Genomic DNA, 25157 nt, shown 5'->3' with positions numbered 1-25157 from the left:
CGGACCGGACTTCCACCGGCAGGCGACGACGAGCTTCCGAACAGCAAGAACACCGCTACGTCACGGTGTCACCTCCCGTTCTGCTGGGCGCACGAGAAAGACTCAATGAACCTGTACACGAGCCGGCTACCAAGTCATGGAGGAAAACCGCTTCATCGACCTTCCCGCTCCGCGGCCTCACACGAATCACCACAGCACGACGCAACCGCCGACCCACGACCTGACTTGACAGATCAACTGCATCGGATGTCTGTCGACCGGGGCAAGTTCGGGTCGAAGATCCACCTCATCACCGAGCGGACCGGTCTGCCCCGGCCGCCTTCGCCCGGTGCAACGGTAAAGCCGTGATCCCCGTCTGGTCACGCAACAAAGTCCGTCAACCAAAGGGACGTTATGAACGACCGTATTGAACTCGCCGAGCTGCTGAGCCGATATGCCGATATTGCGGATATGAAGGAATTCACCCACCTGCCCAGTCGCATTTGCACCGATCCACTGACGGTGGATTTCGAAGCAGTTACCGGCGTGCCGGCGGTAACTGCTTCGCTGCGGGACTGCGTCGAGCTCCTCCGCACAACCTTGGCGCCCTTCGCTGCGACCCACCACGCGATCACCGGTCACGTCGTCACCATCGACGGCGACAGTGCGACGATTCATGCGCACGTGCGTGCCGAGCACTGGCTTCCGGTGGAACTCGTCGGTGACGGACCCGACCGCTGGCTGGTGGTGGGTTTCTACGATACCGAGGCTGTCCGCACGCCGAAGGGATGGCGCATCAGCCGATTCAAACTCACCGTGACCCACCAGGAAAATCCACAGCTGGCGAGCCTCGCCCAAGCCGCTGAGCAGGGGCGCCGACCCCAAGCCTGAGGGGGAGCGCAATCCCCGGCGCGGAAGGCCGCAGCAACTACTGGGGTTTAGCTTGATTCTGTCGGGGATCTTGGAGTTTCGCGGTGCGGCAGCATGGTCACCGGGCATGCTCGGGTAGTTCCGATGACCGATGCAGCTGTCGAGGTGCCCGTTGTCCCTCCGTCCCCGTTCCGGTGAGCACGTCCCGCCTCTGACTGCGCAGGTCGCGCGGGCGAGCAACCCGGGCGGCACGGCAGCGATATGGGTGCGGGACCGGCTGGACGGGCTGTGGCGCGACGAGGACTTCGCCGACTGGTATCCGCGTGACGGGCGTCCGGGGCTCTCGCCTGCTCAACTGGCCACCGTCTGTGTGCTGCAGTTCCTGCTCGGGCTGTCGGACAGGCAGGCCGCCGAGGCGGTCCGCTGCCGCATCGACTTCAAGTACGCCATGGCCATGGAGCTGGACGACCCTGGCTTCCACCACAGCGTGCTGACGGACTTCCGCGACCGTCTCGCCGAAGGCGACCGTGCTGACCGCCTCCTCGCCCTCGCACTGGCCCGCCTGAAGGAGGCCGGCCTGGTGCGCGAGCGCACCACGCAGCGCACCGACTCCACCCACGTCCTGGCCGCGGTGCGCGACCTGACCCGCCTGGAGCTGGTCACCGAGGCGGTCCGCGCCGCACTGGAAGAAGTCGCCGGTATCTCTCCTCACCTGCTGGACGAACTGGTCGATGAGGACTGGGGGGCGCCGCTACGGCCGGCCGGTCCGCCTGGGCAAGAACCCCACCAAGCCCAAGACCAGTATCCTCGCCACCGGAAACGACGCCGTCCGGCTCCTGGAACACCTCTACCAGCACGGAGCAGACCGCACGTCCGGCCCGCGCATCCAGGCCCTGCGTCAGATCATGGTGCAGAACTACCACCGTGACGCCGCAGGACACCTGCGCTGGCGCACCGCCGAGACGGAAGGCGGGCCCGGGCTGCCGCCCTCGTCCCGGACGATCGTCTCTCCCTACGACACCTCGGCCCGCTACGCACGGCACGGACACATCATCAGCTGGAAGGGGTTCTCCGCCCACCTGACCGAGACCTGCACTCCCGACGGCCCCAACGTGATCACGGACGTGGCCACCACCGCGGCCACCACCCACGACAGCCAGGTCCTGCCCGGCATCCACACCCGCCTGGCCCGCCGCGGGCTGCTGCCCGCCGAGCACCTGGTCGACGCCGGCTACACCTCCCTGCCCCACCTGGAACAAGCCGCACGTGAACACCAGGTCACCGTCTCCGGTCCGCTGAAGAGCAACCCCACCCGCCAGCACCGCCGAGACGAGGGCTTCGCCCGGGACGACTTCCACATCGACTACCACCGCCAGCAGGTCACCTGCCCCCAGGGCCAGGTCAGCCAGGGCTGGCACGGCCCCTACCCGACCTCCTCACCCACCGCGGCCCCGCTGATCGTGGCCAGGTTCACCAAGAGCTGCCGTCAACGAGTTCGCCCACGGACACGGCATGCGACGCTGCCGCTACCGAGGACAGGGAAAGACCCACATCCAGCACGTCCTGACCGCCATCGCCGACAACATCGAGCGCCTCAGCGGACTGCCGCAGGCCTGGGAAGCACCCCCGCCCCGCCAGCCGACCGCCTTCCAGAACTACCTCGACCAGCGCGAACTGCCCCGGCCGAAGTCCTGGCGAACCCTGGGCACCTGACCTCGGCAACTCCAAGATCCCCGACAGAATCAAGCTGAGGAGTCCTCGCCATAGGTCCAGCAGATTGTTGAGGTGCGGCCCAAACAGGTCAGGTCTGGCGGATACACCAACGATGCTTTGTTGTCCATACCGGTGCCTGTCCCACATCCCGGTAGCCAGGGGGTTAGCTTGTCCTGTCCATGATTTTTATGCTCTACCTGTGTATTCGAACAATTCCCCTCGCAACGGTCGGCACCGAAGCCACCGTGTGCGCACACTGCCTGCCCTGGTTGCCGCCGCCGCGCTCGGTGTCGGCGCTGTAACCATCATGATCCAGTCGGCCGAGGCCACAGCAACGCATCCATCCACGCTTAAGTGGGGCGCGTGCCCCACGGACGCCCCGGCCCCGCAGCAATGCGCCAGGCTCAAGGTGCCGCTGGACTACAAGGATCCGGAGGGACAAGGGATGACGATCGAAGTGTCCCGGATCCCTGCAGCCGATCCGAAGAAGCGCAAGGGCGTCCTGATGCTCAATGGCGGTGGCCCCGGCTCCAGCCTGGACGTTCCTACCGCGATGGGCAGTCTCCTGCCTAAGGCAGTGCGAGACAGCTACGACCTGGTCGCCTTCGACCCTCGCGGCATCGGTCACAGCACTCCGATGAACTGCGGCCGGGACGCCGATGAACTCGTCCGCGATGAGCAGCTGGAGGTACTGTCCTTCCCAGGCGCGGACGGTTCGATCAACGCCAACGTGGCATACGCCAAGCGGATGGCCCACCAGTGCGCAGCCAACTCAGCCGAACTGTTGCCGCACTTGACCACTGCGAACGTCGCCAGGGACATGGACCGGATCCGCAGCGCGCTCGGAGAGCGCTCCGTTTCCTACTACGGCATTTCCTGGGGCACCTACCTGGGTTCGATCTACCGAGCGCTGTTTCCCGAGAATGTCGACCGAGTGGTGCTCGACAGTTCGGTCGACCCCAACAAGCGCGGCTACGACGACTTCCGCACATTCAGTGAAGCCATGGAGGACCGCTGGCCCGATCTTGCCCGATTCGCGGTCGCCCACAAGGACGCAGTCGGCCTCGGCAGCACGCCCAGTGACGTGCGGCGAAACTACCTTGCCCTGGCGGCCGAGCTCGATCGTCGTCCCGTCTCGCTGCCGGACACCAAAGCCCCGATCAACGGCAATCTCATACGGTTCTTCACCTGGCAGCTCTCGTACAACGACGCGAGCATGATCGCGACGAAAGAGTCGCCAGTGCCCATGCTGGCCCGGCTGTGGCAGGCCGCAGCCGGCGTCGCAGCAGGAAATCCCAGCAACGCCGACCGTACCTTCCTCACGGAACTGACCAACGACTTCGTCGCCAGCGGCACGATGCAGGGAGTTCCGCAAGACAATCTCTATTCAGCGGGCTGGGCGATCAGCTGTGGGGACAAGGCCTGGCCACGCAACATCAGGACTTATGCTCACAACACCGCTGTCGACCGGGCGAAGTTCCCACTCACGGCGGGTGCTCCGGCCAACATCACGCCCTGTTCGGCCTGGGCCTCGCAACCAACCGGCCCGGAGCCGAAGGTCAAACCCATTGGAAAGCGCAATGTACTGATTCTGCAGAATCGACGCGACCCGGCCACTCCACTTAGTACCGCTCGTGGCATGCGCCAGGCAATGGGTGGCGATGCGGTCTTGGTCGACGTCGATGCAGGGGGCCACGGAGTGCTGGTTCATCCTGAGCCGAATGCCTGCGCCATAGGCGCCTTGGACGCCTTCTTTGTCTCGGGTGGACTGCCGCGTGGTGACACGTCCTGCACGTAAGCTTGACTCTGTCGGGGATCTTGGTGTCGGCGGAGTCAACTACCCAGGGTTCGCCAGGACTTCAGGCGAGCGATCTCGCGCTGGTCGAGGTAGTTCTGGAAGGCAGTCGGCTGGCGGGGTGTGGGGGCTTCCTCAGTCGGTGACAGTCCGCCGAGGCGCTCGATGTTGACGGCGATGGCCGTCAACACGTGCTGGACATGGACCTTTCCCTGTCCTCGGTAGCGGCAGCGCCGCATACCGTGCCCGTGGGCGAACTCGTTGACCGTGCTCTCCACTCCGGAGCGGACCGCGTAACGCGTCTTCCACTCAGGCGTCTGCTGCTCGGCGCGGACGCGGAGTTGCAGGTCACGGAGCTCTCGTGGGGGGAAGCCCACGGTGCGGGCGGCCCGGTGGGCGCGGCACTGTTCACGCTCCGGAATGCCGTCCGGGCTCAGTACGCCTTGAGCCGGCGCGTGTCGTCGGCATCCCAGCAGAACGTCATGTACACGCCTCGGAGGTTGGTTTCGGGCAGCCGATCGGCGGCCGGCGCGAGCTCTGCTGAGGCTGCCGGAAGGTCGAGGTGCGCAGGAGGATCGGCCAGCTGCTTCCGCCACCAGAGCAGAGCCTCGCCGGCCTCGGGCCTTTCGAGCCATGCGCGCTCCCAGTCGACGAAGTCGGTGTAGCGAGCGACCGCCGCCTGGGTGCCCAGGTCGCCGTGGAGCGCCCGGGCATAGCAGTCCCGCAGATCGCGCGCGACGACATCGACCGAGGACGCGTCGGCGGCGACATGGTGAATGACGACGAGCAGGAAGTTGTCCTCGGCGCCGCGGGAGACCAGCACCACACGCAGGATGGGACCCCGCTCGAGATCGAGCGGCTCGTGGCCGTACGTCACCAGCAGGTCGTGCACTTCCTCGTCGTCCAGCCCCGAGCCGTCCACGGTGAGGAACTCGTACTCCGCGGCGGACAGGATCAGCTGGTACGGGCGTCCGGCCCCTTCGACGAAGACGGTGCGCAGCGCCGGGTGGCGCTCCACCGTCGCTCGTACGGCCCGGTCCAGCGCCTCCTCGTCGACCTTCGCGGCAACGCGGGCGGCGAACATGAGGTTGTATGCGACGTTCTCAGGCGAGAGCTGCTGCATGAACCAGATCGCGGCCTGGCCGTGCGACGTCGGGTACAGCTCGAAGGACCGGTGCTCCTCCAACACGACCCGCAGGCGCTCACGCGGTGGGGCGGTGTCTTCGTCTGCCCCGGGCGCGAGCAGCCCTCGCGCGGCCAGTTCCTCCAGGAGGTCCAGCGCGTCCTCGTCCGCCCACCCGTCTGCGAGAGGCGACGCTCGGGTTTCCACGGCTGGCTCGACGCGGTCGGGCGCGGTCACCGCTGCCTGGGAGGAGATGCCGACGACCCGGGCCAGAAGCTCTGGGACGGTGTGGTCGCGGAGGAACTCCGCCGGCGACACCCGATGTCCGAACAACGCCTGAAGCCTATTGCTCAGCCGGATGGCCAGCATGGAGTCCAGCCCGAAGTCGTGCAGACGCGTGGAGGGACCGAACTTCTCGGGGGCACGCCGAGCATCTCGGCGATCTCACCGAGAACGATGTCTTCCGGTTCCCGGTGCGCCGACGTCTCGGCCGGAGGCTCCGGGAGTGCGGCTGCTGCCTCGCTGGGTACGGTGGGGGCTGTGGCAGGGGTACTGCCTTGGGGATCCTTGCTCGTATCCAACCAGTAGCGGTCCTTCTGCCAGCGTACGAGGGGCGTCTCGACCAGCCGCGCTCCACTCGGGTACAGCGTGCCGAGCGACAGCGGCACACCGGTCGTGTAGAGGGTCGCGACGGACGACAGCAGACTGCGGGTGTCGCTGACGTCCCGCTGCAACGAGTTGACCACGTGGACCGGGACGCCACGGGTCACAGCCGTCTCCTCCCCGACACCGCGCAAGGTTCCGTGCGGGCCGAGTTCGATGAACGTGTCGATTCCGCCGTCGACGAGTGCGGCGATCGTCGGTGCGAACCGTACGGGCTCGCGCAGGTTGCGCACCCAGTAGTCCGGATCGGTTACCGGGTCCACCACGCCGTCGAGCGCCGTGGAGTGCAACGGCACCCGGAACGGGAGCGGTGTGATGTCCTTGAGCCTCTCACGCAGCGGTTCGAGGATCGGGTCCATGAGGACACAGTGCCCAGCCCGCTCCACCCGCAGGGAACGCGTCGGTACGTCCGCACGCCGCAGTTCTTGCTCCAGCTCGCGGACCGCCTCGGGCGTGCCGGAGACGGCGATGCTGGTGGGGCTGTTGAACGCCGCGATGGACGCGGACCCCTCGTAACGGGTGAGACAGTTCCGCAGCTCCTCTTCCGGCAGTTCGACGACGGTCATGGCACCGGGACCGAGTTCGTGCTGGATGAGGTGGGAGCGGGCCGCGGCGACAAGGGCTCCGTCCTCCAGGGACAGCGCGCCGCCCACACAGGCCGCGGCCACCTCCCCGATGCTGTGCCCGACGAGCGCGGCAGGCCGTATGCCCAGATCAGTCCATACCTGGGCCAGCGAGACCTGGAGGGCGAAGAGCACCGGTTGCTGGATGTCGACCTCGTGCAGTCGGGAGGTCCCCGACAGCAACGGCCTGATCAACGGCAGGCCCGCCCTGCCCGGAGCCACCCTTGCACCCGAACACCGGCCGCGCGCCGTCATCCGCACCACCTCCAGCGCCGCCCCCAGCATCCCCCTGCCCGCCCTCTTCCACGAGATCGACGAGCACGGCAACGAGAGCGACGGCGACAAGACCAGCAACGCACTGTTCCAACTCGACGGCACCAACACCACGTTCATCATGAGCCGCCGCCCCCACCAGATGGACGGCAAGACCCCCTCGGCCAAGTCCGGTCGCAGCCAGGGGCGTTGGCTGTGTGACGACCAGGAGCAGCAGGCCGAGACCTGGCACAACCTCACCGCCACCGAGATCGCCGTCATCCAGTGCCCCGACGAGGACGAAGCCCTCCCCTACGCTCTGACCGCAGCGCGGCTGTGCAACCACGCCCTGGCCTGGGAACACCGAACCCGACACCCCCTGCCCATCCACGCCGCCATCCAGATGGACAAAAACCACCCCGAATACCGGCGCACCGTCGACTGGGACAGCGACGACACGACCGGATGACCCACCGGAAGCGATGCATCCGCGCGGCCACCGGTGGCGGCAGCGACCGCGGCAGGACCGGTTCGACCGGCCGTGCGGGACTGCGGACGGGTCAGCTGCGCCGGCGTCTGCTGCGAGCCGGCGGCGCGCATTGAGTCGGCCTTACCGGCCTTCTCGCGGGTGTGCCGATGAGCCGTGCGGCTGACGCATATCCAGGTAGCAGCGCAGCCGCACGCCGGGCTGGCCGGGATCGTGAGTCACATGATCTGCTGTGGCCGTCGCCCACTATGCGGCAAGAGCGGTCTGGAGGGCGAGTGCCGTTGCAGCGTCGGCGGCCGCGACGTCGACGACGACCAACCCAGGCTCCTGCACATGCATTTCATTGATCGGGTTCATATACGGCACCACGCCAGGACAGAAGGCAGAGTTCCGCTGCACCAGCAACATCACTCGACCGAGTAGCCGCTCCCCCGCTTCCGTCCCTGCGCCGGGGCAGCTCGACAGCGGCATGCCGCAGTTCACATGCCGGGCGGCACCAACAAGGGAACAGGTAAGGGCAGTTCGCCGTTCTCGTGGATGTGGCTGCAGATGGGACATTGTCCCCGGGCCTCACCTTCCGCCCATGGGGACGATCGTACGGCTGAATCCCCATGGAGCGTGGCGCCGAGAGGCGACCCTCAGCCCCTTCCGCCCCAACGGGCTCCGGCTCCGCATCCACCGCGACAGATGCACGCGCCGATATCTCGGTCATCACCTCGGACACCGTCTCCCGAGCGATCCGAAACCGATCCAGATTCTCCCGAGCCTCTTCCAACCGGCCCGTTGCCTCGGCCAGTTGCTCTTCAAGCTCCTCCACCCACACCCGATTCTGAAGGGAAGCGTGGCCGGTGGGTCGGTGCTGATCGGGGTGTGCTCGGCTGGGTCCCTCTCTACCGTGGGCGGTGAAGGAGGCGATCCTTGATGGGCTCGTTGTTCGAGGAGTTGGAAGCCCGGGAGGATCCGCACCCAAGGGAGTGAGGAAGCGTTCAACAGCAGCGGTGGACGTGCGCTGGAGGACACGCGAGGAGAGATCGCACAATTCGCGCGAAACGCCCGTTCATCTCCCCCGAAGCGGGGCGTGACCTGCAACCTCAGGTCGGAGAAGGTTGCCTCCCCGCCCCACTCCTCTTGCTTCCGTAGATGCCCTGCTCTGATGGGGTAGGGACTACGGGGACCGCCCTCCCGATGCTGCCGCGGCATTTTGAACCACTCGCAAACAGGACAGAGGGTCCTACGATCTTGGGGAGACGACGTGCACCGTGCACAGCGAGTCGCAATTCTGGACGGCGAGAGCCGGGTCCTCCCGTCCGTCACCTTGCCGGAGCTGTACGAGACGCAGGCCCGTGCCACACCGGACCGAATTGCTGTGATCTTTGATGGGCGCAAGGTCGACTACGCGGAGCTGAACGTTCAAGCCAACCGACTGGCCCGTCTATTGATCGGGCAAGGAATCGGGCCCGAGGACCGGGTCGCGGTCATGATCCCGCGTTCGGTGGAGCTGGTCGTAGCGCTGCTTGCCGTCTTAAAGGCCGGGGCTGCCTATGTGCCTGTCGATCCCGGCTACCCCGAGGAGCGCATCAATCTGTTACTGGACGACGCGGCGCCACGGCTGGTGCTGGCAATGCAAAGCACGGCTCGACTGGTGCGCGGCCGTCGTCAGTGCACCGTTCTGGACGACGGCCTTACCGCCGCTCGGTTAGGCATGCAGCAGACAGCGTCCCCCGGCGAGGCTGACCGTACCGTCCCTCTCCTTCCGGATCATCCCGCCTATGTGATCTACACGTCCGGCTCCACCGGACGACCGAAGGGTGTCGTCATTCGCCATAGGGGAATCGTCAACCGTCTGCTGTGGATGCAGGCTGAGTACCAGTTATTTCCTGACGATCGGGTCCTACAGAAGACACCCGCGAGTTTTGACGTGTCCGTGTGGGAGTTCTTCTGGCCGCTGATCACGGGAGCCACGATGGTCGTCGCTCGGCCGGAGGGACACAAAGATCCCTCCTACTTGATACAGCTGATCCGTGACGAGAGGGTGACGACGGTGCATTTCGTCCCTTCCATGCTCCGGGCTTTTCTGCAAGAACCGGGGGTTTCGGACTGCTCCAGTCTGCGATGCATCATCTCCAGCGGCGAGGCCCTGCCAGCCGATCTCGCGAACCTCTGCCTCGACACCCTCGACGCGGACCTGCATAACCTCTACGGCCCGACGGAGGCGTCCGTCGATGTGACCTACTGGCAGTGCACCCGGGGCGCGCAGTTCTCCAGCGTGCCGATCGGTCGGCCCGTGTGGAACACGCGCGCTTACGTTCTGGACGACTCTCTGCAGGCGGTTGCCCCGAGAGTGGTTGGTGAACTGTACCTGTCGGGGGTTCAGCTGGCCTGCGGTTACCTGGGGCAGCCGGCGCTGACGGCGGAGCGGTTCGTGCCCGATGTCTACGGATCAGCGGGGATGCGCATGTACCGCACGGGTGATCTGGCCAGTGTGGACGAAGCGGGATGCCTGCTGTTCCACGGACGTGTCGATCACCAGCTGAAGGTCCGCGGATTCCGAATTGAACCCGCCGAAATCGAAGGGGTTCTTACTCAGCACCCGGATATCGGGCAAGCCGTGGTAATCCTCCGTGAGGACACGCCAGGCACAGCCCGGCTGACTGCCTACGTCACCGCGAACCCGGGCGCCTGCCCCGATGGGGCGGCAATTCGGCAATTCCTCGTCCAGCGGCTACCCGAACACATGGTTCCGGCCCATATTGTCGTCCTGGACCGGGTTCCTCTCACACCCAATGGGAAGCTTGATCGGCAAGCCTTGCCCGCACCGTACGCTGCTGGCCGGAGGGGACGGCCGCCGGGCACACCGCTGGAGCGGGCCTTGTGCGCACTCATCGCTGAGGTCCTCGGCCTCGGCGACGTCGGCGTCGGCGTCGATGACGACTTCTTCGCCCTGGGCGGGTATTCGCTGCTCGTGGTGAGCTACGCAGATCGTATTCGGGCGGTGCTCGGCTTTCCCGTCCGGACCCAGACGATTTACGAGGCACCCACGGTCGCGGAACTGGCACGATATCTTGAGCGTCGGCCCACCTCCGCAGAGGGGGCGTGACGCGGTGTGGCTGACGAGTGTTTCAGGCACCCGCGCCTCGCCGCGATCTACGACTCACTCGACCCCGGACGCGGCGATCTCGACGCCTACATCAGCATGGCAGAGGAGCTTCGGGCACGGCGCGTACTGGACATCGGCTGCGGAACCGGCGTTTTCGCCCTCATGCTGGCCAGCGTCGGAGTCGAGGTGATTGCAGTCGATCCCGCAGAGGCATCCATTGTGGTGGCCAGGGGCAAACCCGGCAGCGAGAGGGTGCGGTGGGTCCACGGGGATGCCACGGCCCTTCCGTCGCTGTGCGTCGATCTCGCGACCATGACCGCGAACGTGGCGCAAGCCATCGTCGATCCACAGGTTTGGCACCAGACACTGGAGGGCGCCTACGCGGCCCTGCGCCCGGGGGGGCATCTGGTGTTCGAGACCCGTGATCCGGCCAGACGGGCCTGGCAAGAGTGGAACCGCCAGGCCACCCACGGTGTGACGCAGGTTCCCCACATCGGCGCGATCGAGAGCTGGGTTGACCTGGTCGATGTGCGGCTGCCGTTGGTGACATTCCGGCGGACCTATGTGTTCGTCGCCGACCAGCAGAGGCTGACCTCGCAATCGACGTTGCGCTTCCGTGAGCGGGAGGAGGTCATGGAGGACCTGGTCGCCCAGGGTTACGTGGTCGAGAAGGTGCGCGATGCAACGGACCGGCCCGGCCGGGAGTTCGTGTTCCTCGCCCGACGGCCGGGGCCGGCTGAGGGCACCGGCTGATTACAGGACACCTGTTCCGGCGCCGGGGCGGAACACGACTGGCCGGTATGACACGGGCTGGTCGGCCCCGCCCACGACCCGAGTGGGGCACCGCGAAGTGACGACTCGCGCCTGCCGGAGGACGACAACGTTGCCGGTGAGCCTGCCTTTCCGGCAGCGCCAGCCCGAGGAACTTGATCCCGCGGGCGCTCTTGCGGCATCCGCCCGGTCCGGACCTGCCGCGTCATCCCTGACGTATCTTCTGGCCACTTGGCGATTGACCAAATGGCAGGACGCATCGATTTCTCGATCAACTTACGGTGGAGAGGTCCCACTTCAGGTGACGGGAAAGACAGGAGTGACGGCCGCGACAGGGGTTGGCCACCGGTCTGACCCTTGTGGCACTGCCGTCCCAGAGAGATTGGGGTTCAACATGGATTCGTATTCCCTCGCGAAGAAGCCCGCGTTCTTCCCCTCGGTGTCGGCCGAGCTCTTCTTCGAGGCGGAGGCGAACTCGGCCGGTGTCAGCGCCCTGTTCGACACCGAGCTGGACGCGGAACTGGACGCGATCCTGAACGCGACCGAGGACACCACGGTCTGAGGGTCGCAAGAGCGTAAGTGTTCATGCTGGTAGGGGCCGGCGCCCTTGCCAGCATGGCGTTCGTAAGCAGGCGCGCTTCCGGTGGCTGCCGGTCGGAGGAGGAACCGAGGAATGGAAGTGGACGCCATCACCGGCCTGGACCAGGCCAGCCTCCTGGAGACGCAGAAGATCCTCAGCAGTGCGAAAGATCGTCTCGAAGCAATTCTTTCAAAGGGCACGCTCACGGAGCCCTCTTTCGTCGAGCTGGTCGCCATCTACGACAACGTCGCCTATGTTTTCCTCTATCTGGAGTCCAACGAGCAGTGGGTCGATTACCGGCCGCTTCTGCCGTATCGCGACGCATTCTTCAGAGACGATGCTCTCGACGAGAAGCTGCTAACCATGTGCCGCCGCCTGACGTGCAGGGATGCGGATCTTGAGGAGTGCCGCCGCGCCTATGTCGAGCACCTCGGCGCCAAGCGGGCAGCGGATCCAGCGAGCGCGCAGCAGCTGGAGCAACTGCGCGAGCAGGCCAAGGAGCTCGTGCAGCGCGGTCAGGCTGACCAGCTCGCGCTTCTTGAGCGTCTCGGCGCCCGTGTGGACGCGGGAACAGCGGACACCATCGCCTACACACTCATCAGCACCACTCCTGACGCGGCACGCCGGTCCAAGCTCAGCGACGCCATGACCACGCTGCGGGACAAACGGCTCGGCTCCCTGGTGGAGACGATTGACCGGATGATCGCAGTCCGGCGGGAGACGAGCCGGCGCAAGGGTTTCCCCACCGTGCTGGCCGAGACTCTTCAGCGCTGCGACATCGCGGATGAGGATGCCCGTGCCATGGCCGACTCCTACCTGGCTGCCGCCATCGAAGAGCACGTCTCGCTGGAGCGCGACATATGCGGGCTGATCGGTGATGTCGGCTCTCCCACGGACCACTTTGGACACTACGTCCGCCGTCTCCAGGGTGAGGTGTCGGTCCCGCTGTTCGACCTCCGTGCCTGCCTGGATTTCCTTTACCAGGTCGCCGAGCGCGTCTTCGGACTGACGATGCGGCAAATCCCGGACGCGAGTCCGCATGTTGTGACCGTGGTTGCGTCCAGGGATGACGAGCCCATTGGATACATCAACTTCGACCTGTGGGACTCGGGGCGGAAACGGGCCGCCAACACAACCAGCGGGATTCGTAACCGGGTCGACTGGGAGAACATCGTCCAGCTCCCCATCGCCTACATTTCCTGCCGCTTCCACCGGTGGCCGGACGGCCGGGACCTCATCACCTTCCAGAACGTCCACAGTCTGTTCCATGAATTTGGGCACGCGGTCAACCACATTTTGATCCGCAAGCGCCTTCCTACCCTGTCCGGTCTGGACTACTTACCCCTCGAGCGGATCGAAGACCTCAGCATGTGGACCGAGAAATGGGTCTATCACCCTGACTTCCTCGACCACCTCCGGCTCTCCGCCGAAGAACGGGCCGGCATGAGGTTCTGCCAGAAAGTCAAGATCCTCGAATACCGGCGCACCCATGTCGACCGTGCGGTCACCTCGGCCCTGGACCTGGCTGTGCACGGCTCCCAGGCAGGTGGTCTCCGGGAGGCGTTCCATGGTCTCGACGAGCGTTTCGGTATCTCTCGCTACTGTTCCCTCGGGGACTTCCCGGTCTACTTCGCGTGGCCGATGATCAATGCCAATCCGGGAGCCACCTTCGCGTACACGCGCAGTGCAGCGGTTGCTGCGTCATGGTTCGGGCCGGTGCTGGACCGTCACCTCACGGATCTCAACCCCGCTGATTTCGACAGCACGTTCACCGCGTGCTTCGACTTCGACGTATCGAGCAGCAAGCCCGACATCCGCTCGATTTTCGCGTTCTACGACGACGTCCTCGGGAGGCAGCCGGGATGACCGACAGTCCTGCGAGCTATATCCGGTCGATGCTCGGCCCCCGAGACGCGGCCTTGGACAGTGTGTTGCGGGACGCGCTGCTCTCGCGTGATCTGCCCGCCATTCAGATCGACGACAACGGCGCCCGCATGCTGCAGATGTTGACCATGCTGCACCAGCCGCGGCTGGTGGTGGAGGTGGGCACCCTCTTCGGCTACTCCGCGATACACATCGCCCGGGGACTTCCTCCGGGTGGGAGGCTGGTCACCATCGACAATGACCCGCAGGCTACCGCGTTGTGCCGGAAGTACCTCAACGAAGCCGGGGTGGGCGACCGGGTGGAGGCTGTGACGGCGGACGCGTCCGAATACCTCGCCACACTGGAGCCCGAGAGCGTCGACATGGTGTTCATCGATGCGGACAAGAAGTCGTATCCGCTCTATCTGAAGCTGTGCTTCCCGCTCCTGCGCAGCGGAGGCCTCTTGGTCGCCGACGACGTCGCACCCGGCGGTGATTTCAGCGGTGAGTCCGAGGATGGGGCCGATCCGAGCCGGGAAACAAAGGCCATCACCACGTACGTGGGAGCGGTGGCACGCAGCAATCGGCTGTTTTCCGCCTTCGTGGGCAGCACGCACGGGCTTCTGGTCAGCTACAAGGACTGGCAGCGGAATGCGTAAGACGTTCGAGGTCGTCGACGGCTTTTACGTACGCCCTGAGACGGTGCGCTCCCGCGCGCTGCGGGAGGACGGGCAGCCCTACGTGGATCCGGGCGCCGTCGCCCGGATCCACGAGTTGCTCGGCATGACGGCTGAGCGGCTCCGTCTGCGGCCGGACGCGGGCCGCTTCGTCATTCGCGGCCAGGACGTGCCCGCTGATGTCGGGCCGCAGCACGACGAAGCCGACTGGGTGGCTCTCGCTTTCCTCTCGACCGCCGAGCCGCCGGGCTCTGGAGTGTCGTTCTGGCAAGTGTCCGACGCCCGTGACCGGTCGGTGTCCTCAGTCCCGACAGCTTTCATCCCGGTGCGCCATAACCGGCTGGTGCTCTATCGGCCGGCTGCCCTGGGCCTGCAGGCGACAGCAGGGTTCGGCCGCCTTCCCGCCGATGCCTGGCTACATCATGACCTCCGCTTCGACGTCCGTCCGGGGCAGGAAGGACAAGCCCGTGCGCAGTAGAGTGATCATCGTCGATGGCTTCTATCCGAAGCCTGACGTCATTCGCGAGCGGGTCCTTCAGTCTGAGTACGCCGACATCGCATCCACGCGCTATCCCGGCTACCAGACCCGCCTCAACATCGAAAATGAGGCGATCAGACGGACCTTTGAGACCCTGATCGGTGCACGGATTCAGGTCGACCGCTCCCGGTTCACCTGGGGCGGCTTCCGGTTCATCACCGGTGATTCCGGCCGCCACACCCGTGTTCACGCCGATGTGAACATCGACTGGGCGGCCATGGTCTATCTGACACCGAACGCCGACTTGGCCGCGGGAACCGGCTTCTTCAAGCACAAGGCGACGGGAGTGGAGCGGCCGCCCACCGACCGGGAGGCCCGGGCTCTGGGGTTCACCGATGCCTACGAATTCGAGCAGAAGGTGATCGCCCCCGATGACCAGGATCTGTCGAAGTGGGAGCTGACGACGACGATCGCACCGGTCTACAACCGATTGATCCTTTTCAGGGGCTGCGAGTTTTATCATGCGCCGCTCGCTGGCCAGGGCGACGGTCTGGACAGCTCACGGCTCACGCACAACTTCTTCTTTAACGAGACCCCCCGGCCGGGCCGGATCGCGTATGCCCTCGCGGACCGGTAGTGGACGCCGCCAGGCGGCGTTGGGGCCGGACAACCGGCTGGAGTCTGACATGCGACCGCTGCTGGACCTCGTGGCAACAGAGTGCACCGGTGAACCCGCTACCGAGGACTGCGGGCTCATCGCGATCGATCCCGTGGCGGCGTGCTCCCTCAATCTCGAGGCTCACGCCGCCGCCGAAATCGACGCCGGACGCGTCCACCGAACCGCCTCCGACCTGGCGGCGGCGGGCCACGGCTTGCAACTGCTGCTGTTCGTCCGCGGCGTCCACCGCGGAGACCGGCGTGATTTGTGGGCCATCGACGGCTGGCAGCTGCTGAGAACGGCGGGCGCGAAGGCTGACCTCTCGCACGCTGACCTGCGGGGGGCCCGCCTGGTCGGGGCACAGCTGGCGGGTGCTGATCTGAGCGAGACGGACCTGCGCGGCGCCGATCTTTCCAAGGCCGATCTCTCCGGAGCCGCCCTGGTCGGCGCCGATCTCTCGGGTGCCGACCTGTACCGGGCGAGTCTGCTGGAGGCGGATCTGACCGAGGCCGATCTCAGAAGGGCCTTTTTAAAGCACACCGACCTGCAGCGGGCGGTCTGCGTGCGCGCCTCGTTACGTGGTGCGGATGTCGCTGACTCCTACTTCTGGGAAGTCGACATCTCCCAGACGTTCCTGGAGGGAGTCGAACTCGAACGGGCCAGCAATCTGGAAGGCCGGCGGGTAGGTACGGCGGCTGGGGATGCGACAAGCCAAGCAGCGCATGGGAGGGGACGTTCCTGATGACGGCATACCAGTCTGTGGAGTTCAACCGCAACGCCTTCCATACGACCCTGCTCGGGCTGGAGTACACCGAGAGCGGGAAGCAACGGGCCGACATCTTCTCCCGTTCCTGCGTGGAATCTTTCCAGGACTCCGACTGGACGCGGTTCGGCTACCGGTTCACACAGGTCTTCGAAGATGCCGTCCTGCAGGAGACGGCGGTCCTCGAGGGGGTGCCCTATGACGATCTCGCTAGGCTCCGGCATCGGCCGACCCAGGCGATGCGACGCCTTGGTGACGCGGTGGACAACCGTACAGACCTGTCCTTCGTCGAACGCCTGAACCTTGCATCGGCTCTGACCAGCGTGACCCGCCTCGACCTCGCCGATACTGTGCTGAACGAGGCGACGCAGCTCGCACGGAGCAACAGGGAGCGTTTCGAGGCGGCCTGGCTGGCATTCATCCTTGCCAACCGCCGCGAGGGCGGTGCCAGTTCAGCGGCGGCGTTCGCCACGATGCGCGACGCGATCGGCTCCGGCGACGTACCAACCGGCCGTGCTCTCGACGCGTGCACCCAGGCCGTGGTGTGGTACCTGAAACGCAAAGATGTCACGGAGGACGACTTCACCTGGAGCGTGAAGGTCGGCAACGCACTCGCCGGCCGGGCCGAGATGCACGATGCCTCCACCGTCTCGGCTTGGTACCGAGGACTGGCGATGCTACCCGCAGCACGGGGAATGCCCGACAAAACCCGCTCCTACATGGAATCCGCCTGGGCCGCCGCAGAGAAGAGCGTAAAGCGCAGTCCGCAGGCGTACGAGTTGAACCTGATCAAGACGTATTACGAGTCCTCACTCAAGGAACACACGTACGTCACAAAGGATTTCGACGCGGCGGTCGCGGCAGGGCAGGCGCTCATCGACCTCGACCCGGCCTGGTCGATCAGCTACGGCGAACTGGCCGAGGTCCACTTGCGTTTCGGTCATCTGCGGCAGGCCGCAGAGCTGTATGACAGAGCAGTAGCGAGCGGACCGCCGTATGTGGGACACCACCTCCTGCAGGCGGCGACATGCTGGGAAAAGGCCGACAGACCGCAGGCCGCCCTCACGCGCTATGAGCACCTTGCCGCCCTGGTTCCGAAAAACGCCGAGGTACTCACCCAGGGCCTGGACTGCGCGCGGCGCCTGTCGCATCCGTCCCTGGGAGTCTTTACCCGGGCCTTGGAGCGGCTCGACGGCGTCCGGACCACACCATGACCCGGCCCGCGCACGCACCGTCCAACAAGGACCTCATGGCGCCCCCGGCGCCGGCCTTTCGGCACGATCCGCTCAAGACGGTCCTCCCCCTGGAAGGCGCCCATCCGTCCGTGTTCCGGTGGGCGACGGAGCCTGCTGTCAGCGGGTACGCCCGGCTGCTGCACTACAGTGACCACAAAGGAATGGGCCTCCCCGTTCCCGTCTGTGCCTCGCCCGTGGCCTTACCCGGGGTTGGTGTAGTGGTCGGCACGTTCGACGGGCGGGTTCGGCTCTACGACCGGTCTTTGAGTAAGACGTACTGGGAGATCCGTCTCGGTGGCCCCATCTACGCCTCCCTCGTGGCCGATCGCTCTCGCCGTCGCGTGGTCGTTGCGACGACTGAAGGGCAGGTTGTCTGCCTGGACCTGCGCGGACGGCTGGTCTGGCAAGCGCAGACCGACGTGCGCATCTATGCGACGCCAACCATCGTGCCGGGAGCCGACCTGCTGGTCATCGCGGCTTTCGAGAGCCACTGCCTCGGCATCGACCTCGCCACCGGCAGACAGCTCTTTGCACGCGAGCTGCCCCGTCCATGGCATGTCGGCCATGGATCTGCGGCGCACCGTGACCCGTATGCGAGCCCTGTCACGACCCCGGCCGGCACCGCCGTCATCGCTTGCGCGGAGCATGTGCTGTGCATGGGCGCAGACGGAAAACAGCGGTGGCGGCATGAAGTCGGCCACGCCATCAGGGCGTCGCCCGCGGTCCTGCCCGGCCGCACCGAGGTTGCGGTCTGCTCCGTCGACGGCCGGTGTCTCTTCCTCGACGCCGTATCTGGCGCACTGCGCGGCGAGCTGAAACTGGGCGGAAAGGTGGTGGCGAGCCCGGCCGTCTCGGGACGGTTCCTGGTGGCAGGCACCCAGGACGGCACGGCGTATGGCATTGATGTCGAGCGCCGGGCCATCGTGTGGACCGCTCCGGGATACGGCGCGCGCGAGTACACGTCGTTCACCGTGCTGCCCGACGGCAACTTCACCGCAGTCACGATCCGGGGCAACGCCGTCGGTCTGCGCCGTGAGGACGGCCAGTTCCTGTGGGAGACCAGCCAGGTCTTGGGGCTGACCGACCACGATCCGGCGATGGACGTCACACCCGTCGCGGGGCACGACGGAAGCATGTACTGCGGGTCGTACTCGGGAATGCTGTACCACTTCCGGTTCCGGCCGGCCGAGACCGAGGGGAAGCACGTATGAAACAGGCACTGGTGATTGGGGCCAGCCGCAGCCTCGGCACCCATCTGGCCAGCAATCTGGCCGCGAACGGTTGGCAGGTGGTGGGCACAGGGCGTCGCCCGGTCGACGAGGTGCCGCAAGCCGATACTTTCGACTACGTCCGGCTCGATCTGTCGAAGGCAAGCGAGGTGCCCCGGTTCATGGCGGAGGCGGGGGCCGGCGGCTATGACCTCATCGTTCACAATGCGGTGACGTACGGCTCCGTCCAGGGCAACCCGCTGCCGGAGCTCGACGAGCTGGAGGCCATGTTCAGGGTGAACACGCTCGTGCCCTACCAGCTGCTGCACCAGCTGCTCTCTGCCCAGCCCGCGGACCGGTTCTGCTCCTGTGTGGTGATCAACTCTGACGCGATTTACCACGCCAACAAGAACTCCGCCCCGTATGCAGCAACCAAGGCGGCGCTGCGGGTACTGACGACGTCGCTCGCCGACGCCTTCCGTTCGGCCCCGGTGAGCGTCGCCACGCTCGTCCTCGGTCCGTTGCCCGACCCGAAGAAGCTGGAGGACTTCGAGAAGGTGTCCCAGCGGCACGGGTTGTCTGTCGACGACGTCACGCGCACCTATCTGCGCAGGTCGAACCCGTCCTACGTCATTGACCGTCTCATCGACTTCGAGTCCTGCTACCGCAGTGTGGAGTACCTCGCCGGGCTAGGGCCCGCCGCCAACGGCACGGTGTGCCGCCTCGACGGTGGTTCGGCGGGTTCCCTCATCTGATCTACCCCACCTGACGTACGACTCTCGACGGAGAGACCTATGACGCATGAAGTCACCTCGCTCTGGCCTTTGATGATGCCTGTGGCCCGGCAGGGCGACAACACCTATTGCACGGAGTCGGCACGAGGCGTTCGGATCACTTTCAGTGATGGCCGAGAGATCCTGTGCGGGACCAGCGGCCTATGGAACTGCATCCTGGGGTACGGCAACGATGCGATAGCAGGCGCCGTCCACCAGGCACTGCTGGACGCGTCGTATCTGAGTACCTACCGGTACGAGAACGCCTACGCGCGACGGGCCGCTGACGCGCTCATCGCTGTGGCCGGACCCGAGCACTTCGGCCGGGTCATCTTCTCGACCTCCGGTGGTGCCGCGAACGACCTGACGATAAAGCTGGTACGGCACTATTTCGCGCTTCGCGGGGAGCATGACCGTAAAGCAGTCGTCGGGTTGGAAGGCGGCTGGCACGGGCTGACGTTCGGCGCCGCTGCGCTGACCAGCGGCGACCTGGGCAACCGGGTGTACGGCATCGACCGCCGGTTGGTCACGCACGTCCCGCCCAACGAGCCGGAGGAACTACAGCTCCTGTTGGAGCGGCATCGCGGCCGGATCGCAGCCGTCGTAGTGGAGCCCGTCATCGGCACTCCCGCACTCGAACTGACCGATGCCTACGTATCGGCTCTCCTGCGGCTGCGCAGAGAACACGGATTCCTGCTGGTCGCCGACGAGGTGACGACCGGGTTCTGGCGCGTGGGCCCCTTCTTCGCCAGTCAGGCCTGGCCCGAGCCGCCCGACATCCTGGTCACCTCCAAGGGTCTGACCAACGGCACCACGGCCAGCTCCGCAGTGATCGTCTCTCACTCCGTAGCCGACGCTTTCATCCACTCAGAAGCGGTACTGGTCCATGGCGAGACGCAGGCGGGCACCCCGGTCGCGGCGGCCGCGATCCTGGCCACCCTTGAGGAGATGCGCCGCCTTGACGCCGCAGCACTCAACTCCCGTCTGTCCGAGCGTCTCGACGCCGAACTGGCCGCGCTGGTAGCCGAATTGCCCGAGGTCACGTCGGCTTCCGGACGCGGCTGCCTGCGGGCCATCATGGTCCGCCGGGCCGATGGGAAGGAACTCACCGAAACCGAAGTCGCTGATCTCGTCACCGCTGTCCGCGAGGAGGGCGCGATCGTCCACCCAGGCCCGAGCTGCGTCCAAATCCTGCCAGCACTGATCTACTCACCGGAGGACACGAGCTTGTTGTTCTCGGCCATTCGGGCTGGCATCAAGCGCTATCTCCGCTAAGACGGCTGCCGGGACGGGGCAAACACCTTAGGATCTTTCTCCATATGAGTGCGGACACCACAAGAGAAGACCAGCACACCGAGCTGACACGACGTAATTTCTCCGGCTTTGCCGTCGTCATCCTCCTGGCAACATCGGTACAAGTGGGCTTCGGCGCCGTCGACTTAGCCATGATCGCACCGTTAGGGGTCGACTACGTCGCCGCAGTGGGGCTCGCGGACCTGATCGTCATGGGACTGACGGCTTACACCACCGGGCTGGTGCACGTGTTTGCAAGCCGACTGGCAATCGCGGAAGGGGAACACTCCGCATCCCAGCGGCTGCCGGTGCTGGCGGGGGCGCTTGTGCTGTGCAGTTTGGTGTTCCAGGCGGTGGCCGTCGGGGTCGCCCTCTCGATGAGCTGGTTGCTCCACCTGGCCCGGCAGGACGCCGACTTGATCCCGCTCGCCGTGGACTACATTTCCGTCCGGCTCTTCGGCATCCTCGTCGCGGTCATGTGGGCGGCAGCTGCTGAAGCCCTCCGGATCTGCAACATGAAGAACCTCTCGCTGAAGATCCTGGTGTTCGGCTTCGCCGGCAACGCGCTCCTCGATTACCTCTTCCTCTACACCGGCGCCTCCACGGTCTTTTCCTCTCCTGCACAGGCCGTCGCCCTTGCTACGGTGATCGTCTACACGCTGATGGCCGTGTACGGGACCCTGGCTTTCGTGCGCCAGTTCCAGCGCCGTGAGGGCCTCCTCAGCAAAACGGCGTGGAAACCGGTCGTGACGGAGTTCCGGTCGATGGTCTGGGTGTCGCATGGCGTCGGAATCCGCCATCTGAATGACTACATGGCAGCAATCATCCCCTTCATCTTCATCGGCTCGCTGGGCTCTGGAGTCCTGGCGGCCGCATCTGTGGGCGCAAAGATCTACACGATGTTCTGCCGCGTGCCCCAGGCCTGCGTGGCCGGCACAACCGTCTTCTACAGCTACCAGGTCGGTAAAGAGACATCCCCTGGCCAACTACGCTCCTACGGCCGACGTCTGCTGGCCTACACAGCCGTCCCGACCGCTGCAGCCACCGTGCTGACCATTGCTCTTTCACCCTGGCTGGTACAGCTCTTCGGCGGGACGAAGGATCTCGACGTACGCCTCGCGGTCATGATGCTGCTGGCCTTCATGCTGACGATCCCGCTTTACGTCCTTGAGGCCACCTATACCGCGATCCTCACGGTGCATCAGCGCGGCACGTTGCTGTCGGCGGTCTCGACCGCGGCGACCTACGGGCTCACCATCCCTCTGGCATGGGTGTCCGTGTTCATCTGGAGGTCCGCGTTCTGGGCTATCGCCCTGAGTGGCGCGGCCTCCGCGACCCTGATCGTCATTCTGCTCGCTCGAGCCCTCTATCGGGACCATTGGCCGCGACAGGTGCCCCAGACGCTGGCCACAGGCCGCGTATGACCGGAGGTCTGCCGCCTGCGTAGAAGGCCATCCCATCGACGGAACCGACTCGGAAGGCATGAGGCCATGGCAGTGGTGGACTTCGGAATCGCAGCGCTGGCAAGCGTCCTTGGCGAGCCCCGCGACGTTGCGGAGGAAGCACGCAACCACGGTGCGAACCCGCACGTCGTGGCCACCATGGGCTTCCGCACCGTCCACAAAGCACCTGCCGGCACGACAACGACCGCATTCGGCGTCGCAGCTGCGCGCACCGCGCTGGACAAGGCAGGACTACACCTCTCCCAGGTCGATTACCTGGTGGTCGTGAGCAGTAACGTGCCCGAATACCTCCAATGGGACCTCTCCGCGGCGGTCGCCCGTGATCTGGGCCTGCGGGACGTTCCGACTCTGTCCCTCGCCCAGGGCTGCCTTTCCGCAGTCCAGGCCTTCGAATACATCGCCGGTCTCTTCTCCATCCGCAGCGAGCTGCAGACCGTTCTGCTGGTGTCGGCCGAGTTGATCTGTGAAGAGCACGTCAACCGTCTAGGCAACGGCACCAACGCCGACAGCGACGGCGCCGTCGCCGTAGTACTGCGACGAGGCCACACGTCCCTGCGGTGGCTGGCCAGCGAGCAGCTGACCGACCCCGCTTACGCCGACTTCTTCCGGCTGGAGTACGGCGGCAGGGCCGCCCCCACTCCCCCACCAGGGCGGAGTAACCGGGGCATCGACCCGGCCAGAGCCATCTTCGACTTCTTCGAGGGAGCAGCACAACCCTTCGCCGAGTACGCCAGGATGACCGACGCACGCATCGCCGACGCTGTCGACGGTGCCTGCAAACGAGCCGGCATGGAACGCTCGGATCTGACCAAGGTCATCCTTCTGCACTCCAACCAGGTCACCCTTCGCCGTGTCGCAGACGTGCTGGGTGTTCCTCTCGATAGGACCAACGCCGCCCTCGCCGCGAAACTCGGCCACTTCGGTGGCCTGGACCCTTTGGTGTGTCTCGACATTTACACCGACCGCGGAACGTTCACGCCAGGCGACAACGTGGCATTGGCCGGCATGTCCTCCGGCCTGCACTGGTTCTGCACCCTGATCCAGGTATAACGCCTGGTGTTCAAGGTGGAAATTCCCTACAGCGACTATTACGGGTGCTCAAGAACGGTCGGACGCGCACGGAGTGACATCGCCGCGGGCCGTACAACGTCGCGAAGTTCCGCTGGCTGGGCTACTCGCAGGAGCAGATCGCCTCCGGCAGCGACCGCATCGTCGACGACCTCGTGTTCTGGGGCGACCTGGACATCATCGTCAACAGCTCCAGGCCCATGTCGAGGCAGGAGCCGATCATGTCGCGGTACAGGTGATCGCGATCGAACCGGGCGAGTCCGACCAACGACGCATCACCGCCTTCGCCCGCGTCTACGGGCACCCTCTTCACCAGGCCATCACCCTGGACGCCGCCCGCTGCCTCGGCTGGTGGCTAGGGCCAATGCCGTGACTCTGTTGGTGATGTTGGGCAGGTCATGCGGTGGCTGAGCACAGTGTGCGGAAGTGGGTGGCCCGGCGTCGTGTTCTGGGTGTGGTGTCGATCCAGTCGGCGATTCGGGCGACGTTGCAGGCCATCGCGGTGAGGACGTGCTGGACGTGGGTGCGGGCCAGACCGCGGTAGCGGGACCGCCGCAGCCCGTGGGCCCGGACGTTCTGGGAGAGGGTGGCCTCGATACCGGCGCGGATCGCGTAACGGCGCTGCCATTGCTCGCTCTGCTGGTCGAGCCGGTTTTGCGTCTGGATCTCATGCAGCGGCCGGGGCAGCACTGCTACTGAGCGGGGCCGGGTCGCGGAGGACGTGCACCGTGTCCGGTCCGGGCAGGACCGGCAGTCCGCCTCGGCGAACCGGGCCTGCAGATAGGTGTTCCCCTTCATCCGCAACTCGGTCCAGGACACGCTCGCGGCCCCACGTGGGCAGATCGCCCGCTCGTTGTCCCAGTCGATGGTGAAGACCGCCTTGCCGAAGCCCGATGCAGCCTTGGCCTGGCTGCTGTGGTCGGCGACGACCGGGCCGAGCAGAGTGACGCCGTGCACCCGCCGCGCCCGCTCGATGCGTGCCGGGGAGACGTAGCCGGAACCGACGACATGCTCAGCGGGCAGCAACTGCCGCTCGGCGAGCTCGTCGTGGATGGTGTCGGTCAGCTCGATGTCCTGGACGGCGGAGATGGTGGTGGCGACATGGACCACCAGCTCGGGGCGTTCTTCGTCGCAGGTCTCCGTGACATGCGTCCGGTATCCGCTCCATGCGGTGTCCCGTTTGACGCAGTAGTGCGCGTCGGTGTCGTAGGGGGAGTCGAACCGCAGCGAGGCGGGCGGCAGGGCATGGCCGTCCCGCCAGCGCAGTAATCCCTCCGCATCCCAGTAGTAGTGGTGGACCCAGACCCGGCGGAGGATCTCCACCTGTGGCAGCAGCCGCAGGCGGGGTGGGGCGCCGGCGGCCCAGGCCGCGGTGAGGATCTTCTGGCCGTCTTGGCCGAACTCCTCGGCCCGTGCGGTCACGGCCGCCTTCCCGCCCGGCAGCTTGCCGATCTCCACCCGGCGCCCGTACCGCTTGGCCCACTCCGGCTCGATCAGCGGCGACAGCCAGGCGGGTGCGGCCTCGGCCAGCTCCTCCAGCGCCGCGCGCAGCGTCTCGCCGTCCAGTTCCAGACGGCTGAGGGTCCGCACCGCGGCCAGCACATGGGTGGCATCCGTACGTTGCCGGCCCCCGGCCCTGAGCAGGCCGGCCTGCCTCAGCCGGTCCAGCATCATCTGCAGCAGCCGGTCGGCGGCGCCGTCCTGTTCGGCCAGCCGGGCCCTGAA

General features: G+C 66.0%; 24 protein-coding genes and 1 pseudogene. 19 read left to right on the top strand and 6 right to left on the bottom strand.

Annotated elements, in window-relative coordinates:
• The first annotated feature begins 393 nt into the window (after positions 1-393).
• The 4 genes from ABZZ74_RS47410 (at position 394) to ABZZ74_RS47395 (ending at position 4360) form a co-directional block, all read left to right on the top strand.
• Positions 394-870 (top strand): nuclear transport factor 2 family protein, encoded by a 477-nt coding sequence (locus ABZZ74_RS47410; RefSeq protein ID WP_356950332.1) that lies wholly within the window; start codon positions 394-396, stop codon positions 868-870.
• A gap of 151 nt (positions 871-1021) precedes the next feature.
• Complete coding sequence (locus tag ABZZ74_RS47405) at positions 1022-1777, top strand: transposase (RefSeq protein WP_356950331.1); 756 nt, start codon at positions 1022-1024, stop codon at positions 1775-1777.
• 584 nt (positions 1778-2361) lie between these two features.
• Positions 2362-2562 carry a hypothetical protein gene (locus ABZZ74_RS47400; protein ID WP_356950330.1) on the top strand — a complete coding sequence of 67 codons (201 nt, stop codon included), beginning with the start codon at positions 2362-2364 and terminating at the stop codon, positions 2560-2562.
• Between the two features lie 247 nt (positions 2563-2809).
• Positions 2810-4360 (top strand): alpha/beta hydrolase, encoded by a 1551-nt coding sequence (locus ABZZ74_RS47395; protein ID WP_356950329.1) that lies wholly within the window; start codon positions 2810-2812, stop codon positions 4358-4360.
• Positions 4361-4395: 35 nt separating this feature from the next.
• Here the strand turns inward: ABZZ74_RS47395 and ABZZ74_RS47390 are convergent, their stop codons facing one another.
• Genes ABZZ74_RS47390 through ABZZ74_RS47380 form a run of 3 tightly spaced genes read right to left on the bottom strand, consistent with a single transcriptional unit; the run spans position 4396 to position 6901 of the window.
• On the bottom strand, positions 4396-4734 hold the full coding sequence (locus tag ABZZ74_RS47390; protein ID WP_356950328.1) for a transposase: 339 nt from the start codon (positions 4732-4734) through the stop codon (positions 4396-4398).
• A 56-nt stretch (positions 4735-4790) separates the two neighbouring features.
• Positions 4791-5849, bottom strand: a complete 1059-nt coding sequence (locus tag ABZZ74_RS47385; RefSeq protein WP_356950327.1) for a condensation domain-containing protein — start codon at positions 5847-5849, stop codon at positions 4791-4793.
• Positions 5831-6901, bottom strand: a complete 1071-nt coding sequence (locus ABZZ74_RS47380) for an acyltransferase domain-containing protein (RefSeq protein ID WP_356950326.1) — start codon at positions 6899-6901, stop codon at positions 5831-5833. The genes ABZZ74_RS47385 and ABZZ74_RS47380 overlap by 19 nt, the downstream gene beginning before the upstream one ends.
• A 10-nt stretch (positions 6902-6911) precedes the next feature.
• On the opposite strand from ABZZ74_RS47380, the gene ABZZ74_RS47375 reads away from it, so the two are divergent.
• Positions 6912-7487 carry an RNaseH domain-containing protein gene (locus tag ABZZ74_RS47375; RefSeq protein ID WP_356950325.1) on the top strand — a complete coding sequence of 192 codons (576 nt, stop codon included), beginning with the start codon at positions 6912-6914 and terminating at the stop codon, positions 7485-7487.
• 141 nt (positions 7488-7628) lie between these two features.
• Here ABZZ74_RS47375 and ABZZ74_RS47370 read toward each other — a convergent pair.
• Positions 7629-7844: pseudogene (locus tag ABZZ74_RS47370) on the bottom strand (DUF6207 family protein).
• 913 nt (positions 7845-8757) lie between these two features.
• Between ABZZ74_RS47370 and ABZZ74_RS47365 the strand changes: the two are divergent.
• The 14 genes from ABZZ74_RS47365 to ABZZ74_RS47300 all read left to right on the top strand — a co-directional run bounded on the left by ABZZ74_RS47365 (position 8758) and on the right by ABZZ74_RS47300 (position 23414).
• Positions 8758-10602: an amino acid adenylation domain-containing protein gene (locus tag ABZZ74_RS47365; RefSeq protein ID WP_356950324.1), complete on the top strand. Its 1845-nt coding sequence runs from the start codon at positions 8758-8760 to the stop codon at positions 10600-10602.
• 6 nt (positions 10603-10608) lie between these two features.
• Positions 10609-11355 (top strand): class I SAM-dependent methyltransferase, encoded by a 747-nt coding sequence (locus ABZZ74_RS47360; protein ID WP_356950323.1) that lies wholly within the window; start codon positions 10609-10611, stop codon positions 11353-11355.
• 412 nt (positions 11356-11767) lie between these two features.
• Positions 11768-11935, top strand: a complete 168-nt coding sequence (locus tag ABZZ74_RS47355; protein ID WP_356950322.1) for a hypothetical protein — start codon at positions 11768-11770, stop codon at positions 11933-11935.
• Between the two features lie 117 nt (positions 11936-12052).
• Positions 12053-13819, top strand: coding sequence for a M3 family metallopeptidase (locus ABZZ74_RS47350; protein ID WP_356950321.1), 1767 nt, complete (start codon positions 12053-12055; stop codon positions 13817-13819).
• Positions 13816-14475 carry an O-methyltransferase gene (locus ABZZ74_RS47345; RefSeq protein WP_356950320.1) on the top strand — a complete coding sequence of 220 codons (660 nt, stop codon included), beginning with the start codon at positions 13816-13818 and terminating at the stop codon, positions 14473-14475. Before ABZZ74_RS47350 ends, ABZZ74_RS47345 begins: the two co-directional genes overlap by 4 nt.
• Complete coding sequence (locus tag ABZZ74_RS47340; protein WP_356950319.1) at positions 14468-14971, top strand: hypothetical protein; 504 nt, start codon at positions 14468-14470, stop codon at positions 14969-14971. Before ABZZ74_RS47345 ends, ABZZ74_RS47340 begins: the two co-directional genes overlap by 8 nt.
• Positions 14961-15608, top strand: coding sequence for a DUF6445 family protein (locus ABZZ74_RS47335; protein ID WP_356950318.1), 648 nt, complete (start codon positions 14961-14963; stop codon positions 15606-15608). The genes ABZZ74_RS47340 and ABZZ74_RS47335 overlap by 11 nt, the downstream gene beginning before the upstream one ends.
• Before the next feature lie 49 nt (positions 15609-15657).
• Positions 15658-16371: a pentapeptide repeat-containing protein gene (locus ABZZ74_RS47330; protein WP_356950317.1), complete on the top strand. Its 714-nt coding sequence runs from the start codon at positions 15658-15660 to the stop codon at positions 16369-16371.
• Positions 16371-17606: a hypothetical protein gene (locus ABZZ74_RS47325; protein WP_356950316.1), complete on the top strand. Its 1236-nt coding sequence runs from the start codon at positions 16371-16373 to the stop codon at positions 17604-17606. The genes ABZZ74_RS47330 and ABZZ74_RS47325 overlap by 1 nt, the downstream gene beginning before the upstream one ends.
• Before the next feature lie 35 nt (positions 17607-17641).
• Positions 17642-18838 carry a PQQ-binding-like beta-propeller repeat protein gene (locus ABZZ74_RS47320; RefSeq protein WP_356950315.1) on the top strand — a complete coding sequence of 399 codons (1197 nt, stop codon included), beginning with the start codon at positions 17642-17644 and terminating at the stop codon, positions 18836-18838.
• A complete protein-coding gene (locus ABZZ74_RS47315) occupies positions 18835-19590 on the top strand; it encodes an SDR family oxidoreductase (protein WP_356950314.1) in 756 nt (251 codons plus the stop codon). The genes ABZZ74_RS47320 and ABZZ74_RS47315 overlap by 4 nt, the downstream gene beginning before the upstream one ends.
• A gap of 39 nt (positions 19591-19629) precedes the next feature.
• The gene (gene mpaD, locus ABZZ74_RS47310) at positions 19630-20883 is read left to right on the top strand and encodes a daptide-type RiPP biosynthesis aminotransferase (protein ID WP_356950313.1); all 1254 of its coding nucleotides are present in this window, start codon (positions 19630-19632) and stop codon (positions 20881-20883) included.
• Positions 20884-20927: 44 nt separating this feature from the next.
• Positions 20928-22325 carry an MATE family efflux transporter gene (locus ABZZ74_RS47305; protein ID WP_356950312.1) on the top strand — a complete coding sequence of 466 codons (1398 nt, stop codon included), beginning with the start codon at positions 20928-20930 and terminating at the stop codon, positions 22323-22325.
• A gap of 66 nt (positions 22326-22391) precedes the next feature.
• Positions 22392-23414, top strand: coding sequence for a 3-oxoacyl-[acyl-carrier-protein] synthase III C-terminal domain-containing protein (locus ABZZ74_RS47300; RefSeq protein WP_356950311.1), 1023 nt, complete (start codon positions 22392-22394; stop codon positions 23412-23414).
• A 121-nt stretch (positions 23415-23535) separates the two neighbouring features.
• On the opposite strand, the gene ABZZ74_RS47295 is transcribed toward ABZZ74_RS47300, so the two are convergent.
• Positions 23536-23736, bottom strand: coding sequence for a hypothetical protein (locus tag ABZZ74_RS47295; protein ID WP_356950310.1), 201 nt, complete (start codon positions 23734-23736; stop codon positions 23536-23538).
• A gap of 92 nt (positions 23737-23828) precedes the next feature.
• On the bottom strand, positions 23829-25157 hold a 1329-nt coding region (locus ABZZ74_RS47290; protein WP_356950309.1), incomplete at its 5' end, for a transposase.

It is taken from the genome of Streptomyces sp. NPDC006476, from assembly GCF_040612015.1.
GTDB lineage: Bacteria > Actinomycetota > Actinomycetes > Streptomycetales > Streptomycetaceae > Streptomyces > Streptomyces griseorubiginosus_B.
The sequence above is the reverse complement of the archived record's forward strand: the minus strand, read 5'-3'. Positions and strand labels throughout refer to the sequence as shown.

What these genes read in the sequence shown, in the direction of transcription:
- ABZZ74_RS47410 (WP_356950332.1), top strand. Translation starts at nt 394, where the DNA reads ATGAACGACCGTATTGAACTCGCCGAGCTGCTGAGCCGATATGCCGAT.
- ABZZ74_RS47400 (WP_356950330.1), top strand. Translation starts at nt 2,362, where the DNA reads ATGCGACGCTGCCGCTACCGAGGACAGGGAAAGACCCACATCCAGCAC.
- ABZZ74_RS47385 (WP_356950327.1), bottom strand. Translation starts at nt 5,849, where the DNA reads ATGCTGGCCATCCGGCTGAGCAATAGGCTTCAGGCGTTGTTCGGACAT.
- ABZZ74_RS47375 (WP_356950325.1), top strand. Translation starts at nt 6,912, where the DNA reads ATGTCGACCTCGTGCAGTCGGGAGGTCCCCGACAGCAACGGCCTGATC.
- ABZZ74_RS47355 (WP_356950322.1), top strand. Translation starts at nt 11,768, where the DNA reads ATGGATTCGTATTCCCTCGCGAAGAAGCCCGCGTTCTTCCCCTCGGTG.
- ABZZ74_RS47345 (WP_356950320.1), top strand. Translation starts at nt 13,816, where the DNA reads ATGACCGACAGTCCTGCGAGCTATATCCGGTCGATGCTCGGCCCCCGA.
- ABZZ74_RS47340 (WP_356950319.1), top strand. Translation starts at nt 14,468, where the DNA reads ATGCGTAAGACGTTCGAGGTCGTCGACGGCTTTTACGTACGCCCTGAG.
- ABZZ74_RS47330 (WP_356950317.1), top strand. Translation starts at nt 15,658, where the DNA reads ATGCGACCGCTGCTGGACCTCGTGGCAACAGAGTGCACCGGTGAACCC.
- ABZZ74_RS47325 (WP_356950316.1), top strand. Translation starts at nt 16,371, where the DNA reads ATGACGGCATACCAGTCTGTGGAGTTCAACCGCAACGCCTTCCATACG.
- ABZZ74_RS47320 (WP_356950315.1), top strand. Translation starts at nt 17,642, where the DNA reads ATGGCGCCCCCGGCGCCGGCCTTTCGGCACGATCCGCTCAAGACGGTC.
- ABZZ74_RS47315 (WP_356950314.1), top strand. Translation starts at nt 18,835, where the DNA reads ATGAAACAGGCACTGGTGATTGGGGCCAGCCGCAGCCTCGGCACCCAT.
- mpaD (WP_356950313.1), top strand. Translation starts at nt 19,630, where the DNA reads ATGACGCATGAAGTCACCTCGCTCTGGCCTTTGATGATGCCTGTGGCC.
- ABZZ74_RS47305 (WP_356950312.1), top strand. Translation starts at nt 20,928, where the DNA reads ATGAGTGCGGACACCACAAGAGAAGACCAGCACACCGAGCTGACACGA.
- ABZZ74_RS47300 (WP_356950311.1), top strand. Translation starts at nt 22,392, where the DNA reads ATGGCAGTGGTGGACTTCGGAATCGCAGCGCTGGCAAGCGTCCTTGGC.